This is a genomic window from Paenibacillus sp. VCA1 (assembly GCF_031583795.1).
In the GTDB taxonomy this organism is placed as follows: Bacteria; Bacillota; Bacilli; order Paenibacillales; family Paenibacillaceae; genus Paenibacillus_AQ; species Paenibacillus_AQ albilobatus.
Genome location: NZ_JAVLSX010000001.1, coordinates 598,018 through 617,012 on the forward strand (window position 1 = coordinate 598,018; position 18,995 = coordinate 617,012).

General features: G+C 52.3%; 14 protein-coding genes. 11 read left to right on the forward strand and 3 right to left on the reverse strand.

Features of this window, described 5'->3' with window-relative positions; translation table 11 throughout:
- Nucleotides 1-7: 7 nt before the first annotated feature.
- Together fsa and gndA are read left to right on the forward strand one after the other, a co-directional pair.
- Nucleotides 8-673 (forward strand): fructose-6-phosphate aldolase, encoded by a 666-nt coding sequence (fsa, locus tag RJP21_RS02585; protein ID WP_310857966.1) that lies wholly within the window; start codon nucleotides 8-10, stop codon nucleotides 671-673.
- A 33-nt stretch (nucleotides 674-706) separates the two neighbouring features.
- Entirely contained in the window at nucleotides 707-2,125 is a 1,419-nt protein-coding gene (gndA, locus tag RJP21_RS02590) for an NADP-dependent phosphogluconate dehydrogenase (protein ID WP_160038846.1), read from the forward strand.
- Nucleotides 2,126-2,213: 88 nt separating this feature from the next.
- Here gndA and RJP21_RS02595 read toward each other — a convergent pair whose 3' ends face one another.
- Together RJP21_RS02595 and RJP21_RS02600 are read right to left on the reverse strand one after the other, a co-directional pair.
- On the reverse strand, nucleotides 2,214-3,566 hold the full coding sequence (locus RJP21_RS02595; RefSeq protein ID WP_310857967.1) for a sodium-dependent transporter: 1,353 nt from the start codon (nucleotides 3,564-3,566) through the stop codon (nucleotides 2,214-2,216).
- A 159-nt stretch (nucleotides 3,567-3,725) separates the two neighbouring features.
- Nucleotides 3,726-4,538 carry an AraC family transcriptional regulator gene (locus RJP21_RS02600; RefSeq protein WP_310857968.1) on the reverse strand — a complete coding sequence of 271 codons (813 nt, stop codon included), beginning with the start codon at nucleotides 4,536-4,538 and terminating at the stop codon, nucleotides 3,726-3,728.
- A 131-nt stretch (nucleotides 4,539-4,669) separates the two neighbouring features.
- Here RJP21_RS02600 and RJP21_RS02605 point away from each other — a divergent pair, with 131 nt between their 5' ends.
- The 6 genes from RJP21_RS02605 to RJP21_RS02630 all read left to right on the forward strand — a co-directional run bounded on the left by RJP21_RS02605 (nucleotide 4,670) and on the right by RJP21_RS02630 (nucleotide 13,701).
- Nucleotides 4,670-6,598: a glutaminase domain-containing protein gene (locus RJP21_RS02605; protein WP_310857969.1), complete on the forward strand. Its 1,929-nt coding sequence runs from the start codon at nucleotides 4,670-4,672 to the stop codon at nucleotides 6,596-6,598.
- Between the two features lie 235 nt (nucleotides 6,599-6,833).
- Nucleotides 6,834-8,849, forward strand: coding sequence for a GxGYxYP domain-containing protein (locus RJP21_RS02610; RefSeq protein ID WP_310857970.1), 2,016 nt, complete (start codon nucleotides 6,834-6,836; stop codon nucleotides 8,847-8,849).
- A gap of 115 nt (nucleotides 8,850-8,964) precedes the next feature.
- Nucleotides 8,965-10,182, forward strand: coding sequence for a GntR family transcriptional regulator (locus tag RJP21_RS02615; RefSeq protein WP_310857971.1), 1,218 nt, complete (start codon nucleotides 8,965-8,967; stop codon nucleotides 10,180-10,182).
- Between the two features lie 131 nt (nucleotides 10,183-10,313).
- Nucleotides 10,314-11,258, forward strand: a complete 945-nt coding sequence (locus RJP21_RS02620; protein WP_310857972.1) for a carbohydrate ABC transporter permease — start codon at nucleotides 10,314-10,316, stop codon at nucleotides 11,256-11,258.
- 3 nt (nucleotides 11,259-11,261) lie between these two features.
- On the forward strand, nucleotides 11,262-12,188 hold the full coding sequence (locus RJP21_RS02625) for a carbohydrate ABC transporter permease (RefSeq protein ID WP_236575430.1): 927 nt from the start codon (nucleotides 11,262-11,264) through the stop codon (nucleotides 12,186-12,188).
- Between the two features lie 85 nt (nucleotides 12,189-12,273).
- Entirely contained in the window at nucleotides 12,274-13,701 is a 1,428-nt protein-coding gene (locus RJP21_RS02630; protein WP_310857973.1) for an extracellular solute-binding protein, read from the forward strand.
- A gap of 200 nt (nucleotides 13,702-13,901) precedes the next feature.
- Here RJP21_RS02630 and RJP21_RS02635 read toward each other — a convergent pair whose 3' ends face one another.
- Entirely contained in the window at nucleotides 13,902-14,942 is a 1,041-nt protein-coding gene (locus tag RJP21_RS02635; protein ID WP_310857974.1) for a LacI family DNA-binding transcriptional regulator, read from the reverse strand.
- 528 nt (nucleotides 14,943-15,470) lie between these two features.
- Between RJP21_RS02635 and RJP21_RS02640 the strand changes: the two genes are divergently transcribed.
- The 3 genes from RJP21_RS02640 to RJP21_RS02650 are packed head-to-tail and all read left to right on the forward strand — an operon-like array spanning nucleotide 15,471 to nucleotide 18,921.
- Nucleotides 15,471-16,367 carry an ABC transporter permease gene (locus tag RJP21_RS02640; protein WP_310858124.1) on the forward strand — a complete coding sequence of 299 codons (897 nt, stop codon included), beginning with the start codon at nucleotides 15,471-15,473 and terminating at the stop codon, nucleotides 16,365-16,367.
- 17 nt (nucleotides 16,368-16,384) lie between these two features.
- On the forward strand, nucleotides 16,385-17,266 hold the full coding sequence (locus tag RJP21_RS02645) for a carbohydrate ABC transporter permease (RefSeq protein WP_310857975.1): 882 nt from the start codon (nucleotides 16,385-16,387) through the stop codon (nucleotides 17,264-17,266).
- A 56-nt stretch (nucleotides 17,267-17,322) separates the two neighbouring features.
- The gene (locus RJP21_RS02650) at nucleotides 17,323-18,921 is read left to right on the forward strand and encodes an ABC transporter substrate-binding protein (protein ID WP_310857976.1); all 1,599 of its coding nucleotides are present in this window, start codon (nucleotides 17,323-17,325) and stop codon (nucleotides 18,919-18,921) included.
- Nucleotides 18,922-18,995 lie beyond the last annotated feature (74 nt).

Consider the following 18,995-nt stretch of genomic DNA (forward strand, 5'->3'; position numbering starts at 1 on the left):
GTAATTCATGAAATTTTTTATTGATACCGCGAATCTGCAAGACATTCAGTCGGCTTACAAAATCGGGGTGCTGTCCGGCGTAACGACCAACCCTTCCCTGGTCGCCAAGGAAGGCGTGAAATTCGAGGACCGTATCGCTGAAATTTGCCTGGCGGTTCCGGAAGTCGAATCCGTTTCCGCCGAAGTGACGCCGGATGCCGAAACGGCCGAAGAGATGATCGCGCAGGCCAACGAGCTGATCAAAATCAACGGCAACGATCCGAAAATCACGATCAAGCTACCGATGACCCTTGCGGGTCTGGAAGCCTGCCGTTATTTGTCCCGCAAAGGGGTCAAAACGAACGTCACGCTTATTTTTACCGTCAACCAGGCGCTGCTTGCGGCCCGTGCCGGCGCCACGTACGTATCGCCTTTCCTGGGACGGCTGGATGACATCTCGGAAGACGGCGTACTTTTGGTCGACAAAATCGCGCAGCTGTTCCGCACGCATAACCTCGACACGCAAATCATCGCCGCCTCGGTCCGCCATCCGGACCACGTGACCCGCGTAGCGATGGCGGGCGCGCATATCGCGACGGTGCCGTTCTCCGTCATTGCGCAGCTTGCGAAACACCCGCTGACCGACCAAGGCCTCGTCAAATTTGCGGCTGACTGGAAAAACAGCGTTCAGTAACCGGTAAAGAGACATAGGAGGAGAAGAGAAACGATGAGCAAACAACAAATCGGAGTGGCCGGACTCGCCGTCATGGGCAAAAACCTGGCCCTCAACATGGAAAGCAAAGGCTTCTCGGTCGCGTTATATAACCGTTCCCCTGAAAAAACGAAAGAACTTCTGGCGGAAGCCGAAGGCAAAAACTTCGTCGGCACGTTCAGCATCGAGGAATTCGTGCAGTCGCTTGAGACGCCGCGCAAAATCATGATGATGGTCAAAGCGGGTCAGCCGACCGATGCGCTGATTGAGCAGCTGGTACCGCATTTGCAAGAGGGAGACATTCTGATTGATGGCGGCAACGCCTACTTCCCGGACACCGAGCGGAGGTATAAGGAGCTTCAGGCCAAAGGCATTCGGTTTATCGGAGCCGGGGTATCCGGCGGCGAAGAAGGGGCGCTCAAAGGTCCTGCCATCATGCCGGGCGGGCAGAAGGACGCCTATGAATTGGTGGAGCCGATCCTGACAGCCATCTCCGCGAAAGTGAACGGAGACCCATGCTCGACTTACATTGGCGAAGGCGGTTCCGGCCATTACGTCAAAATGGTGCACAACGGGATCGAATACGGCGATATGCAGCTCATCGGGGAAGCGTACCACCTGCTGAAGGATGTGCTGGATCTCGGCACGGAAGAACTGCATGACATCTTTACGGAGTGGAACCGGGGCGAACTGGACAGCTATCTGATCGAGATCACGGCGGATATTTTCTCCAAAAAGGATCCCGAAACCGGCAAAGCGATGGTCGATGTCATTTTGGACGCCGCCGGGCAAAAGGGGACGGGCAAATGGACCAGCCAAAGCTCCTTGGATCTGGGCGTACCGCTTTCCATCGTGACCGAATCGGTGTTTTCCCGCTTTTTGTCCGCGATGAAGGAAGAACGCGTGCAGGCCAGCAAGGTTCTGAGCGGTCCCGAGAAAACTCCGTACACCGGCGATTCCAGAGAGTTCATTGAAGCGGTGCGCAAAGCGCTCTACGCCAGCAAAATCGCTTCGTATGCCCAAGGCTTCGCCCAACTGCGATCCGCATCCGAGGAGTATAACTGGAATTTGAACTTTGGCAGCATTGCCATGATTTTTAGAGGAGGCTGCATCATCCGTGCCCGTTTCCTCCAAAATATCAAGGAAGCCTACGACAAAAATCCGGATCTGAAAAACCTGCTGCTCGACGATTATTTCGGCTGGGTCGTGAACAACTATCAGGAAGCCTGGAGAACCGTCGTGTCCATCGCGATGCAGCGCGGGATTCCGGTTCCGGCATTTGCATCGGCCCTGGCCTATTTTGACAGCTACCGTACGGAGCGTCTGCCGGCCAACCTGCTGCAAGCCCAGCGCGACTATTTCGGAGCGCATACGTTCGAGCGCGTCGACAAGGAAGGCACCTTCCATTTTCAATGGATGGAGTCTGCTGAATAAGCGTTAGTTTATACTTCCTGATATTATAAAAAAGGCAATCTCTTCGGTCTGTCATGGACAGAACCGTATAGAGATTGCCTTTTTCCTATTAGAACCGGATGACTCCCGTCGTGTGCAAAAGCACGAGAACAACGAGAATCGGTGCGATGTACCGGAGCGTGAACAGCCACACCCGGAACCATGCGGATTTAAGTCCCGCCGCCTCCGCGGCGTTTTTCCAGAAGTACCCCGCAAACAGCGTGGTGATCAATCCGCCTACCGGAAGCAGAATATTCGAAGCGATAAAATCGAGCCAGTCAAAAAAGTTTTTGCTGCCCATATGCGTAAAGCCCGGCACGATGCCGAAGGACAAAGCCGAAGGCAAGCCGACAAGCAGCACCAGCACCGAGATGATCAGAACGGACTTCATGCGGCTCCAGCCCCAGCGATCCATCGCAAAGGTGACGGGAACCTCCAGCAGCGAAACCGCTGACGTCAGCGCCGCGATCGCCAGCAGAATGAAAAATATTCCGCCGAAAAACGCGCCGAACGGCATGGCCGAAAAGGCCGCCGGCAGGGCGATAAATACGAGGCTTGGCCCGGAGTCGGACGCGATCCCGAAGGAAGCGGTCGTCGGGAAAATGATGAGCCCGGCAACGAAGGCGTAAATCAGGTCGCCTGCCCCGATGGCGATCGTCGCCGCTCCGAGCGATTGACGCTTGTCCACGTAAGCGCCGTACGTCAGCAAAATACCCATGCCAAGCGACAAAGAGAAGAAGGCATGTCCAAGCGCGACCAAAGCGGATTCCGTCGTTAGTTTGGAAAAGTCGGGTTTCAGGAAAAACGCTACGCCTTCGCCCGCACCCGGCAGGGTGACGGCACGGATCATCATCACGATCAGCAGAATGATCATGCCGGGGATGAGGATTTTGTTGAATTTTTCGATACCTCCGGAAATCCCTTTAACCACGACAAAACCCGTGATCGCAATGGCGATGACTTGCCAAACGATCGGCATATAGCCGCCGATAAAGCTGTTAAATTGTCCACTGAAATCCTTATTGCTGTACAAATGCCCGCTGAATGATTGAACCGCGTAATGAAGCGTCCAGCCCGCCACGATGACGTAGAAGGTCAAGATCAGAAACGGGGCGATGATTTGCAGCAAGCCGAGACGGCCGAAAATTTTGGAGCCGCCGGCTTTGACGAACGAGGTGGCGGCGCTGCCCCTGCCGGCTCTGCCGATGGCCAGTTCGGCCAGCAGCACAGGCAAACCGATGACGATCAAACAGACGATAAAAAGAAGAAAAAAAGCTGCCCCGCCGTATTTGCCCGTAATGTACGGAAACTTCCACATGTTCCCGAGACCCACGGAGCTGCCGATGGCGGCGAGAATAAACCCTGCCGAAGAAAAACGATCGTTTTTTCCTGCTGCCGCGGGGTTTTTTTGTGGTGTTGTCATAGATGTTCCCCCAGTTTTATTTTTGAAAGTTCTTTTTATTATATTGTATTTTGCGTTCAATGGCATATGAAATTCTTCCTAAATGAATTTTGCGAAATAGGAGGCCCTCTCGGGCAGTCCGGTGTACCGGAATAAAAATCGACAAGAATAGCGGCGATCTCACCGGCTTTTCGCCGTTTTTCGATACTCCGACGGGGAAACGCCGACAGTGGCTTTAAAAGACGAAGCAAAATAATGCTGATCCGCGAAGTTCAGCTTGGCGGAAATTTCATTGACGGTAAGGTGCGTGTTCAGCAAATATTGCTGGGCAAGCTCGATTTTGCGTTTTCGGAAATAGGCATAGGGAGTGGTCCCGTACGTTTCCCGAAACAGCTTGATGATGTAATTTTTCGAATATCCGAGCTGTACGCACACATCGTTGATATCCATCCTGTTTTCGATGTTGACGTCCAAACATAATTTGATTTGCTCGGCGGCAGAAAGCACTTTATGCTCCAGATGGTTTTTTAAACGAAGCACGATTTTCAGCAGCAGGACGGAAACTTCGTCGACCAAATCGGGATAACTTTTATGGCCTGCGGACGAAAGGTTGAGGATTTCATTCAAATAAGAAAAGATATTGCAGTCCTTCACGATATACGTATCGGCGGGCAAATACCGTTTAAACAAATATTCGGCCAAATCGCCGTAAAAGACGACCCAAATTTTGGTCCACGGATGCTCTTCGCTGGAATAATACGCGTGGTCGCTGTTTCGGGTCAGCATATAAACGTCGTTTTTTTGCGGATACACGGTTTGGGAATTAATCTCCAGAACGCCGCTGCCGTCGATGATATATTCGAACGAAAACAGGTTTTCCCCGTGCCGCTCGATCCGGTAATTTTTATCGCAATAAGAAATGCCCGACATGACGACGTTCAACGGAAGCTTCGGATCGCACATATGCCAAAAGCTGTGAATGGTTTCATGCATGGTGATAATCCTCACATTTGTTATGATATTTCCTATTATATTACGCCATATACCATGATAAATTAAACCATAATCAACGAGAGAGGACACGCGAACATACCGAATCCAAAGCGTAAACAGGAGGAATTGAAATGAAACTGCGCGCTCCGGCCGTACCGCTGATTACCGTCGATCCTTATTTCTCCGTCTGGTCGATGGGGGACAAACTGAATGAATCGGACACCAAACATTGGACGGGTCAACCCCATCGCATGATCGGCACCGCTTCGGTCAACGGCAAAGAATATGGTTTTATGGGCTTGAAGCCAAACGCCGTGAAAATGGAGCAAATAGGCCTCGACATTACGGCGCTTTCCAGCCGGTACCGTTTTGCTTGCGATGAGATCGTGCTGGAAGTGACGTTTACTACGCCTCTTTTGATGGATGATTTGAAGCGGATGTCGAGACCGGTATCGTATATTCACGTGAAAGCCGGAACAAACGACGGGAAAAAGCATGATGCAAGGATCACCATCACGGTGGATGACGAGATATGCCAAAATTTGAAGTACGAGTTTCCGACCGTGTACGCCGATCTCAGCGAACCGGGATTTGCCTGCGGCAGGGTGGGGAGCAAAATTCAGCGGATGTTAACCAAATGCGGAGATGACCTTAGAATCAACTGGGGGTACCTGTACCTCGCTTCGAATCATGAACACGCCGCTGTGACCGCTGCAGCCGCCACCAACGAATACGGCACCGTGAACCATACGATCGGGTTATCGGTCCCGCTGGATACGGAAGATCGTTCGGAAGGGCTGATTGCCGTCGCTTATGACGATATCAAATCCATCGAATATTTCCATGAGCCGCTGGATGCCTATTGGAGAAAAGACGGGGAAACCATCGAAGAAGCGATCAAGCAGGCGCTCGGAGAGTACGGCGATCTTTATGGGAAATGCGAAACGTTTTCGTCGCAGCTGTATCGGGAAGCCGCGGAAGCGGGCAGCGACAAATATGCGGAGCTGGTCTCCTTGGCCTACCGGCAAGCGGCTGCGGCGCATAAAATTTGCGCGGACCCGAACGGGGACGTGCTATTTATCTCTAAGGAAAATTTCAGTAACGGCTGCGCCGCCACCGTCGATGTGACTTACCCTTCCATCCCGCAATTTTTGATCTACAACCCGGAGCTGGTGAAGGGCATGCTTAGACCGATTTTCAAATATGCCAGTACGGATGTTTGGCATTATGACTTTGCTCCGCACGATGTAGGTACGTACCCGCTCCTCAACGGGCAGGTGTACAGCCATGGCACATGCCCGACGTGGCAAATGCCGGTGGAGGAATGCGGCAACATGCTCATTTGCACGGCGGCCGTCGCGATTGCGGAAAACGACGTTTCGTTTGCGCGGGAGCATTGGCGCCATCTTGAAACATGGTGCAATTATTTGATCCAAAACGGCGTAGATCCGGATAACCAGCTGTGCACGGATGATTTTGCGGGGCATTTGGCTCATAACTGCAATTTGTCGATCAAGGCCATCATGGGGATTGCCGGTTTTTCCATTCTGAACCGCATGGCGGGGTATGGGGAAAAGGCGGAGGAACTGATGGAAATTGCAGCTTCCATGGCGGAAAAATGGCTGGATATGGCCGCCAACGAAGACGGAACGTTCCGCCTCGCTTTTGACCGGCCCGGTTCCTTCAGCATGAAATACAATGCGGTCTGGGATCGTATCTTCGGACTGGGTTTATTCCCCGAGGATGCGTTCAAGGCGGAGACGAAAGCCTATATCGAAAAGCATTCCGGCCCGTACGGACTTATGCTGGATAACCGCAACACCTATACCAAATCCGATTGGCTGGTATGGAGCGCCGCGTTATGCGATAACAAGGAGGATTTCAATTCCATCGCGGATCGTTTGTGGCATGCGTACGACCGGTCGGAAAGCCGCGTGCCGATGACCGATTTTTATTCGACGGCCGACGCGAAAATGGTCAACTTCCAAAACCGGTCGGTGCAGGGCGGTTTATTCATTAAACTTCTCATGGACAAGGAAATATGCAAATTTCACAAGTGAATAACGACCATGCTGAACGATAGACGATCCTTGAGGATCGTCTTCTTTTTTTTTGCTGCGGCTTCAAAAAAAGATTTGACTAATATATTTGATATATTTATTATTGCATTTAAGGAATGGAAAATGATATCGCAGATCATCCGTCTCGTCCAATCTGTCGGTTCCGTGCAAATCCGCTGCATGTCCCGAATAGATGCGGGTGGGGCGTAACCATGTGCACAAAGGAGGAAGCGAGTTGTCAAGGAAAACCATCGGCATCGGCATCATGTCATGCGCGCTGGCCGCGGCCATTTTTGCCGCCGGCTACTGGATGTGGCCCGAGAAAAAGGAGGGGATCCGTTGGCCGGAAGATCAGGCGTTGCCGTCTTTCCCGGAGCCTGCGGCGATGCTGGATCTGATTAACCTGAGCAGCAAGCTGGTCTACGAAGCGGAGGATGCGGAATACGAACATCAGACCGGAACGGCGGACGGGGATGGCTGGCTTGCCAAGGCGGGAGCGGATAAAACGGGCGTCATGCTGCGCGTCCCGCGGATCGCCGATGTACCGGCAGGCGACAATCAGGCGGTGTTTCGCATGAGCGTCGACCGGTTTGCGGACGAAAACGGAAGCGTGGCCAAGCTGGAAATCCGCGAGCCGTCGACGGGAGCGGTGTTGGGTTCCTTGGAAGCGACGAATTGGGATTTTCGCAACGAAAACGCAACGCAGGAGTTCGCGGTTCCGTTCACTTCCCCGGGTGAGGAGCGGGAGATCGAGATCAGCGTGGCCTGGACGGGGAAATCGACGCTGAAACTGTACGACGTCCAGATCGGTTCGCCAACGAGGGAAGAAGACGTCGCCATGTTCGAAACCGTGAAGGGAGTGGTCAACAAAACCAAGCCGCGTATTTACGACGACACCCGCAGCGACGAAGGCACCAAATGGCTGACCGCCCTCGGGCTCGAATACCGGAAGGTAAAAGACAACTGGGAGCTTTTGTCCAAATACCATGACGAAATTCGCGGCATGATCGTTTACGATCCGGACGTGGCGGATACGTACAATTTGGCGACGACCATCGCCGGCTTGGAAAACGCCATCGTCGTTTCGCCTTCGCTTGCAGGCAAACTCGCCGGCGATCCTTACCGTCTTCCCGTTTTGGAGGATTTGCGCGGGAAGTTCAAAACGAATATCGAGGTGTACGAATTTCTGTACGAGAAGTATTGGCCGCAAACGACCCATCGCGTTCTTGTCGGTTTGACCCCTGACATCAAAACGTTTTTGAGGGATTACGCCATGGGGATGGAGGCGGCGGTCGTGTGGCTCAATCCGGACATCCCGGAGGAAGAGGCGCTCCTGAACAAATTCATGAAAGACATGCCTTACGGAAGCGGGTTATACGTCGGGTGGTGGCCTGATGAAGGGAAAGGGGTAACGAAAACGTCGGAGTTCGGGCTGGCAACCGTTGCGGCGGATTATTCCTCCAACCTGTCCGTGCTCAGCGGCACCTCACGGTCCATTGCGCCGGCCCAAATCCCGAAGAAACCGCCGCTGGAGAATAAAGTCTACATTTCTTATATCATGAGCGACGGGGACAACCTGCAGTACATGGAGCATTATTTCAGCAAGTTATGGTTTTTGCCGAACCGGGGCGAAGTGCCGATCGGCTGGACCGTATCGCCGCTGATGGTCGATGCGATGCCGGGTATTCTGGATGTCCTTCACAGGACGGCGACGGAAAACGACGCGCTCATTTCCGGCCCGTCTGGCCTTGGATACACGTACCCGAATTTCTGGAAGGATGAGAAGGGGCTGGACCGCTTTTTTGCCCGGACGGACGATTATATGCAGCGCGCAGGGCTGCGGGTATTAACCGTATGGAACACGGTCAAGGGCGAAACGAATCCGAACGTCGGTAACAGCATTGCGGCCAATGCCCCGTCGCTGCTCGGTTTTACCTCCCAGGGCGGCACCGGAGCGGTTGCGATCTACAACAACACGATGCCCGGCCAAGAGCTGAACGTGGTGTACGGCGCTTCGGAAGGGGATCTTATTTTCCCGGTACAGCAAGCGATCGAAACTTGGGACCGCCGCTCCCCTCTCTTCGTATGCATCCAGGCGAATCCATGGGAGGTTCATTATCAGAGCTTCGTCAATGCCTATCGCCAGCTTAAAGAGAATAAGGACATCGTTGTCGTACGGCCCGACGTTTATTTCGAATTGATCCGCGAGAACAGCCGCCTGCCGATCGATCCGTTAGGGGCCAAGGAATAAGGAGTAACGTTATGATGCTGATCCGCTGGACCGTCATTTCGCTAAATTGATGCTAAAAGACATGAATGATATACTGAAATGATGATGCAGAATAGCGTTTTAGGGAGAATTCATTATGCAAAATGATCGACAGCCTTTATATATTCAAATTCAGGATTATTTTAAAGAACGAATATCGACGGGGAAATTGAAGATTAACGATAAAATCCCTTCGGAAAAAGAATTGATGAAGCAGTTCGAGGTCAGCCGGATTACGGTCGCGACGGCGCTGGGCCAGCTGGCCAAGGAGGGATGGCTTTATCGCATTCCCGGCCGCGGCAGCTTCGTGAAGGGGATTGCGGGCGAGCCCTATAGCGGCGGCAAACACGCCCCGGCATCTTCCTTGATGCAGGATGAACGAGGGCATGGGGTGTTTCCGGTTTTAAGGGACGGCGGGCACGAAGGGTCCATGTATCCGGAGCAGGGAGCGGACGGCCCAAGGAAGAAAAAGATCGTGCTGATCATCCCGACGCTGGGAGATTTTTTTGCGATCCGCCTTATCTCCGGCATCAACGAGGTGCTGATCAAACATGGATACCATATGCATATCGTCCTCAGCAACAACTCGATCGAAACCGAAAAAAGCCTGATTTTGGAATGCTTGTCGACGGGCACGTCCGGGCTCATTATTTTCCCGTCCGATGCGGAGACCTACAACGAAGAAATTCTCGCGCTCAAAATGCGGAATTATCCGTTTGTGCTGATCGACCGCTACCTTGCCGGCGTGGAAACGAATTTCGTCTGCACGGACAGCCTGGAAGGCGCGAAGCTTGCGCTGAACCGTCTTTGGGATCTGGGCCACCGCAATATCGCCATTTGCTCGGATACGCCGCTTCCCACCATCACCGTCGAAGACCGGATCACCGGCTACATGGAGGCATTGAAGCAAAAGGGAGCGATGATTAACCCGGCGCTTATTTTGACGGACTTTAAGGTGGACTATTCCGAAATCAACGAGGCGCACCCGCTCTACCGGTTTATCCGAAATCAAATGGCAACGGCTTATATTACGCTTAACGCCCGGTTGGGCGTGTATATTTTCAACATTGCGAAAAGAATCGGCCTGAAAGTGCCGGAGGATATTTCGATCCTTACGTTTGACGACCCGTCTTCGGGGTATGACGAATTCGGGTTTTTCACGCATGTTTCCCAATCGGAGTACAGGATGGGAAGGCAGGCGGCCGAAATTTTGATCCGGCTGCTGGAAGACCCGAATCCGGCCGTCAAATACAGCAAATTGATCATGCAGCCCGAGCTGGTCGAAAGATCCTCAACGGGCCCTGCCAAAAAGTAATTGTCCTATCGTTTGGACTCCAAAAGACCCTGAACTTGGTTTCAGGGTTTTTTTGTGCCGAAAAGCAATTGACATGAATAGTAATATTATATATATTTGATATTGCATATAGGATGATGGGAGGGGGAGAAATGGAACAAGCCGTTCCATTCAAACAATCAAAACTAAAGCGCTTTCTCGTACGGCATCGCGATGCCCTGATCGCCGCGGCGATCCTCGGGCCGATGATTTTCTGGTGGCTTGTCGTGTCCGGTTTTCCTACGCTGTTCGGCTTTATTCTCGGTTTTTTCGAATGGATCGGCATCCAGGGGCAGCCGAAGTTCATCGGGCTGGGCAACTACATCCGCTTTTTCGAGGACCCCCTATATTACAACGCCTTATGGCGGTCCATCTGGATGGGAGGCCTAGTTTCGGGGGTAACGCTTTTGGCGGGGTTCGGCGCCGCGCTCCTGATGAATATGCCGCTTTTCGGCAAGGGCATCTACCGGTCCATTTGGTATATTCCGGCCGTCACGTCTACGGTAGCCACGACCCAGATTTTTAATATTTTGCTTGATCCAAGCAACGGGGTCATCAATAACTTCCTGAAGTCGATCGGGCATGAGCCGATCATTTGGCAGTTTTCCACCGGCTGGAGCGTGTTTTGGATCGTGGTTTATTCCGTCTGGAAGGGGGTTGGGGGCGCGGCCTTGATCTGGCTGGCCGGTCTGCAATCCGTGGACGTATCCTTGTATGAAGCGGCCGAAATTGACGGCGCGGGGCGACGACAGAAGCTGAGGTACGTGACCATTCCCGGCTTGAAGCCGATCGCCACTTACATCGTGATTACCAGCCTGATCGGAGCGATCCAAATATACGAGCAGGTCATGTTTATTACCGGCGGCGGTCCTTACGGGCAGACGGAAGTGCTGGTCTTCCGCATCTATCGCGACGCTTTCTGGGATTTCAACCTCGGCATGGCGGGGGCCTCTTCGCTCATCATGGCCGTCATCGTGTTCACGGCCACCGTTCTTTATTACCGCAGGTCCACGAAAGCCGATCGAAGCAACACGATACCTTTAAAGAAGGGAGCGTAAACCGTGGTTTCTGTATCCGCGCATTCATCGCCGAGGCGAAAGCTGCAACTGAGCCATGTACTGGCGCATCTGGTGCTGGCCGGCGTCGGGCTTGTCCTGTTTTATCCCCTCATCTTCATGATTTTGGCCGGCTTTTTTACGAAAGACGAATTTACGACTACCGTTCTCGGATTTTTACCGATTCCCAAACATGCAACTTTGGATAATTACCTCGTTTTGTTTAAAGGCTCGTCGGATACTTCGACCAGAATGTATTTTATGAACTCGCTTTACCGCACCTTATACAGCACGTTTTTTGCCATGTTGACCTCGTTTTTGGCCGGATATGCATTCGCCCGATTGAAATTCAAGGGGAAGGATGCGCTGTTTCTGACGCTGCTGGCGACGCAAATGATTCCGGGCACCATCGCTCTCATTCCGACCTATCTTCAGCTTGCGCGCTGGCCGTTTGCCGGCGGAAACGACATATTTACCGGAGGCACAGGGCTGCTCGATACCTGGTGGGTATATCTCCTGGGCGGGCCTGCGATCAATATTATGGGGATGTTTCTGGTGAAGCAGTCGCTTGAAAAGGTTCCGTTCGAACTGGACGAGGCGGCGAAAATGGACGGTGCGGGGACGCTCCGGGTCATTTTCCAGATCCTGCTGCCCCTGCAGATGCCGATCATGGCCTTTATCGCCATTACGACGGCGCTGGGCACTTGGAACGACTTTGCCACCCCATTCTTTTATACGACCAGCGACCACATGCAGACCCTGCCTTCCGCCATTACGCGGTTATCATCCGCAGCCGTAGGCCCCGGCGGTTCTCCAAACTATCCGATGATGATTACGCTGGGCCTGGGTACGACCGTTCCCGCTTTGCTGATCTTCTTCTTTTTCCAGAAGTACATCGTGCAGGGGTTAGCCAATACGGGCATTAAGGGGTGATCGCAGCCCATTCGTTTTAAAAGCTACATACGGCTGATGACGTTTCATTCAATTGATTCAATTCATTTACGATGGAGGGATTTGTATGAAATTCGGAACAGCAGCTAAATGGGGAATATCCGCGCTTCTTATTGCGGCGCTGGCCGGTTGCGGCGGCGGAGCAGGAGGAAAAAGCGAGGTAAGCGAAAGTCCGCCGGCGGAGAAACCGGAATCTAAGGATACAACGACGCCTGCGCAGGGCACGACGATTACGGTGTTAACGGAAGGGGCGACAAACGTTGGAACCGGGAAGCTGGGAGATTTGCTGGCGCCCAAAGAGAAGGAGCTGAAAGGGAAAGGGCTGGATACGGCATATACGCCCGGAAAGCAGTTTCCGGCGGATGCGTTTGGCCTTCACTATCAGACGATCATGTACAACTTGATGAAGGAAAAAAACATTGAGGTGAACATGCAGGATTGGGGATGGGGGGAACCGCTCATCCAAAAGCAAACCGCGGGCTTCCTCGCCAAAAATATGCCGGATATCATCGTCGGCGAGACGCAGATGAACGGCTTCGCCCAGCAGGGACTGCTGGAGCCGTTCCCGGACGACATGGCGGACGAAATCCGGAAAAACGTGGCGGATGCCGCCTGGAAGCCGATGGAGTACAACGGCAAAATCTATGGCCTTGCCGCGCAGCCGGGAGTAAGCAGCCTGTTTTGGAACAAAGATTTGGTGAAGCAGGCCGGTCTTGATCCGGACAAAGCGCCCGCCACCTGGGCGGAGCTGGCCGACAACGTGAAAAAGGTGACGGAAGCCGGCAAGGGCAAATTTTACGGCGGCGGCGTTTACGCCGGAGCGAACTTCGGCGGATACCTGCGCTATGGCGCGCTGATGATGATCAACGGCGGGGCGTTTGCCGCGGACGGCAAACCGGTGTTCAACAGCGACGCCAACGTCGAAACGGTCACCCTGCTTCGGGACTTGAATGCAAGCAACGCTCCGGGCCTGATGGTGAATACGAACGAAGGCACCTATTTCGATGCCTGGTACAAAGGGCAGCTCGCTTACATTATCGACGGACCGTGGCAGTCCCAGCAGGCGAGAGACAAAAAGATCGATGTCGGCATGGCGCCGATTCCGATGTCGCCAAACGGCAAAGCCGGCAACATTACGATCGGCGCCGCATTCCACTCGGTTCCGAAGGATTCCAAGCATAAAGAAGCGGCATTCGAATATATTCGGGCCATGTACAGCAAGGACGTTCAGCAGCTTATCGCCGACTCCAACGTACGCTCTCCGATTTTGAAAGAAATCGCGGAATCCGATACGTACAAAAAAGAACATCCGGAGCTTTACACCCATTACCAGGCGATGGGCGGAAACGTGCAGGGGTTGCCGACGTTCGCCAAGGATAATTCGAAAGCATGGCAAATCTGGGGAGACGCCGTCGTAAAAGCCTTGATGACGAAAGGCGACGTGAAAGCGATCCTCGATGACGCCCAGAAGAGGGCGGAAGCGGTGACGCAATAAGCTAATTCGTTTTAAACACCACCTGAAAGCGGTCATTCGCATGCGATAATAATCGCCTGTCATTGGCGGGCGGGAATAAGGGATTTATGCTTGCTTAAAAAAGCGGCGCCTACACGTGTAGGTGCCGCTTTTCATATTTCGTTGCAGACGTTGGCGACATTAGAAGCCGTTCGACAACTTCCCTGCATTTTAGCCGTGGTTTACCTCACTGCCCCGGTCGACTCCCGCAAAATCGGTTTGGTTTGGATGTGCGTGACCTGGTACGGCTGAAAAGGCTCCTTGATGCGGGACAAAAGCATGCTCGCCGCGGTAATTCCCATCTCGTCGCTGTATATGTGGACGGTCGTCAGATGGGGTTCGACAATCCGGGACTCGGGCGCGTTGTCGAACCCGGCCACCACGATGTCGTCCGGAACGGAAACGTTCCGGTTTTTTAAAGCTTTCATGACGTTGACCGCAATAAAATCGTTTGCGCATACGAAGGCATCCGGCAGCTCCCTGATTTGGCCCAGCCGTTTGTCCATCCAATCCGATTCCGAAGTGAACTCGCGGTCCGGGTTTAGGATGCACAGCCCGGTATCCAGCCGGATTCCAGCCTCTGTCAAGGCCCGGTTAAAGCCGACCCAGCGCTCGTTGAAGCTTTTGCAGTGGTTATAGTCGCCGATGAATCCCAAGGACCCGTGGCCGCTTTCGATCAATTTTGTCGTCAGGTCGTACGTGCTGTGCTCATTTTCCATCAGGAGCAGATCCGCCTGCAGGGCAGGGTAGAACATGTCCGCCGCGCAATCGATAAATATGGTCGGCAGCCCGAGACTGGTAATCAGTTTGCTATATTCCAAGTCGAACAACTCGATGCAGATGATGCCGTCCACTTTGGATGCTTCGAAATTATTCGGCAGCTGCAGGGCGCTTCGCTCAATGTCCCGCACGATATGGATCGATAAATTATATCCTTCGGCGCTGATTCTTTTTTCAAGCCCGCTGATCAGGCGCGAGCCGAAATGGGATGTGTTGGGCAAATTGGCGGTCAGCAGCGCGATATTTCCCGGGTTTTTGGCCATGAGGTTTTCGGTTTCCATATAAGCAAACTGCTTATATTTCAGCTCGATCGCCTTTTTGATTACCTTGTTCCGGGTTTCGCTCGGAATGCTGCCGCTGCCGTTCAGCGCTTTCGATGCCGTGTTTCTGGAGATGCCCAGTGCATCGGCTATATCTTGAATTGTGACTTTCTCTTTCGCCATTGTATACGATTCCACCTCTAATAGTTTTAGTTCCCGCGTCCGATCACGTCTTTCAATCTTTTTTCTTATACGTCAAATGTATAATAGTTTGGATGAAATAGCAATGTTTTGTTTGCAAATGCACAATCAGATTTTACATTTAAACTCCGGCTCATCTTCCCTTGAAGAAGGTGTTGTTTATATCGTTGTGTGCTAGATATTAAATTTTGAAGTGGAATATTTTGTATCAATGCCAAGGGATTAGTCATGATTATCACACTGATGTTGTGACATTAAGTGCGGTGATAAGATAATTATGAACAAATTTATATTGTCAATTGCACAAAAATATATTTACAAAAATTGTTGACGGAAGTGAATGCCGTTTGGTAAATTGTAAAAGCAGCGGTAAACATACGTCACATTGAAAGCACTTTCGGACGGCTGCAATGTACAACTTCGTAGAAGAATGGAGGTCAACGTTTGGAAAATACAGTGGAAGTCAGCCAAAGGGTAGCGGTGCCGAAACGGAGGAATTCCACAGGGCGCATGCTTGATTATTTGAGAAGGCATTATTTCTTGTATTTACTGCTGACCCCGGCGCTTATCCTGACCCTTATTTTCAAATACGTCCCGATGTACGGCGCCATCATCGCATTCAAAGATTTCAGCCCAATCAAGGGGATTATGGGAAGCGAATGGGTGGGTTTGAAGCACTTCGAAAAGTTTTTGTACTCGCCAAATTTCGACGTCATTTTTATGAATACGCTTAAATTGAGCTTTTTTGGCCTCATTTTCAGCTTCCCGGTGCCGATCCTGCTTGCATTGATGTTAAACCAGATCCGCAGGGCGTCGGTTAAAAAGAACATCCAACTCTTTTTATATGCGCCGAATTTCATATCGGTGGTCGTCATCGTCGGGATGCTGTTTATCTTTCTGTCGCCGACGGGGCCGGTCAACCATATTCTTTCATGGCTCACGGGAGAGCCGCTCATGTTCATGTCCGAGCCGAAGTATTTCAGATGGATTTACATTTTGTCGGATATTTGGCAGGGAGCCGGCTGGGCTTCGATCATTTACGTGGCCGCGCTTGCGAACGTCGATCCGGAGTTGCACAATGCGGCAAGCCTGGACGGGGCGAATCTGCTGCAGCGTATCAGGCATATCGATCTTCCGACCATCCGGCCGATCATGGCGATCGTGTTTATTCTCGCTGCCGGCGGAATCATGTCCATCGGGTTCGAAAAGGCTTATCTGATGCAAACTTCGATGAACCTACCGGCTTCGGAAATCATCGCCACGTACGTTTACAAGGTCGGCTTGCAGTCCGGCGATTACGCATATTCCGCGGCGGTCGGATTGTTCAACTCCGTTATTAACGTCGTGCTCCTCGTTACCGTCAACCTGATCGTCAAAAAACTTAATGAAGGCGAAGGTCTCTATTAGGAAGGAGTTTTTAGGTCATGGCCGTCAAATATTCCCGGTTCGACCGGTTGTTATTGTCCCTCAACGTCATTTTTCTGGCGCTGGCCGTTCTGGTTGTCGTCGTGCCTTTAGTGTACATCGTCGTCGCCTCGTTTATGGATCCGACCGTGCTGCTGAATCAAGGACTGTCTTTTCGGGTCTCGGATTGGACCTTGGACGGATATAAAAAGATTTTGGAGAATCCGGCCATGCTGCGCGGGTTCGGAAACGCCGTGTTTTATTCCGCCGCGTTTGCCGTTGTAACCGTTACCGTTTCGATATTTGCCGGATACGCGCTTTCGCATGCCCAACTCGCCGGCCGCCGTTTTTTTATGACCTTGTTTGTCATCACGATGTTTTTCGGGGGCGGGCTGATTCCTACATACCTGCTCGTCAAGCAACTCGGCATGCTGAACACCGTGTGGGCCGTCATCATTCCGGGCGCCGTCAACGTGTGGAACATCATCCTGTCGCGAACCTTTTTCAAAGGCGTGCCCAACGAGCTGAAGGAAGCGGCTAACGTCGACGGCGCTTCGGATATCGGCATCTTTTTCCGGATCGTGCTGCCTTTGTCCAAACCGATCATTTTTGTGCTGGCGCTTTATGCGTTTGTCGGACAGTGGAATTCGTATTTCGACGCGATGATTTATTTGGAGGACGCGAAGCTGCATCCGCTGCAGTTGGTGCTGCGTTCGATTTTGATCCAAAACCAGACGGCGCCGGGAATGATCAGCGACCAGTTGGCCATGAACGAACTGAAGCGGCTGTCGGAAATGATCAAATATTCGGCGATTGTCATCTCAAGTCTCCCGCTGCTCGTGATGTACCCGTTTTTTCAGAAATATTTCGAAAAAGGTGTCATGGTCGGTTCCTTGAAATAAAGGCCGCCTGAACATAAATGGCATGGATCCATTCTTACATTATGGAGGTCATAAAGATGAAAGAGCTAAAAAGAAAGAAAGCCATGACCCAAACTCTGTCCCTTTCCGCGCTGGCAGCGCTGCTGCTTCTCTCGGGCTGCGGCGGAGGCGGCGGGGAAGCGAAAGAATCGGAAGGCGGCAAGGTGACGCTTAACTTCCTGACGCAGAGTTCGGCGCTCGCTCCGGCCGACCCGAACGACAAGCTGATCAACAAACGGCTGGAAGAAAAAACGGGCATCCATATCAATTGGAAAAACTACACAAACGACGTATTTGTCGAAAAGAGAAACTTGGCCGTGGCCAGCGGCGATTTGCCCGACGCGATTTTCGATGCAGGCTACGGTGATTACGATTTGCTGAAGCTGGCGAAGGACGGCATCATCATTCCGCTCGACGACCTGATCGAGCAGCATATGCCGAATTTCAAAAAAGTGCTTGAACAAGCGCCGGAATACAAAAAAATGATCACCGCTCCGGACGGGCATATCTATTCCTTCCCGTGGATTGAAGAACTCGGCTCCGGCAAAGAGCGAATCCAGTCGGTGGACGATCTTCCTTGGATCAACGTCGAATGGCTGAAAAAGCTGGGGCTTGAAATGCCCAAAACGACTGAAGAGCTGAAAAAAGTGCTGATCGCCTTCAAAACGCAGGATCCGAACGGCAACGGGAAAGCGGACGAAATTCCGTTATCCTTCATTAATAAGCCGGGCGGCGAAGATCTGGCATTCCTGTACGGCTCCTTCGGGCTTGGAGAGAACTGGGACCACACCGTCGTAATGAATGACGGGAAGGTGGTGTTCACAGCGGCGCAGGAAGGCTATAAAGAGGCGATCAAGTACATTCATGAGCTGTATCAGGAAGGGTTGGTCGACATCGAATCGTTCCAGCAGGATTGGAACACGTATCTCGCAAAGGGCAAGGACCACCGTTACGGTTTGTATTTTACGTGGGATAAAGCCAACATTACCGGGGCGAACGATGCGTATGACCTGATGCCGCCGCTGGCCGGCCCGAGCGGGGAAGTCAACGTGGCGAGAACGAACGGGATCGGTTTGGACCGCGGACGGATGGTCATTACAAGCAGCAACAAACATTTAGAGGAGACCGCCAAATGGGTGGACCAGCTTTACGATCCGCTGCAGTCCGTGCAGGACAACTGGGGGACTTACGGGGATACAACCCAGCAAAACATTTTCGAATTCGATGAAGCGAAAGGAATGCTAAAGCATTTGCCGCTTCAGGGCACGGCTCCGGTGGAGCTTCGGCAAAAAACGAGCATAGCCGGTCCGTTGGCCATTTTGGACGAGTATTACGGCAAGTACACGACAATGCCGGACGACGCCGCTTGGCGGTTGAAGCTGCTCAAAGACGTGATGGTGCCGCATATGAAAGCGGAAAACACATACCCGAACGTATTCTTTTCCCTTGAAGATTTGGATCGGCTGTCGACCATTCAAGCGGATTTGTTCCCCTATGTGGAGCGTAAGCGGACCGAGTGGTACCAGAACGGGAAGATCGACCGGGAATGGGATGCTTACTTGAAGGAGTTGGATCGGCTCGGGCTGCAGGAATGGCTGAAAATCAAGCAGGCGGGTTATGACCGGAATGCAAAATAAACGCATAAATCGGAGTTCCAGGATATAAAAAGTAAAAGGCTGGGCAGCGCTGTTTTCAGGCGGCGCTGTCTCGG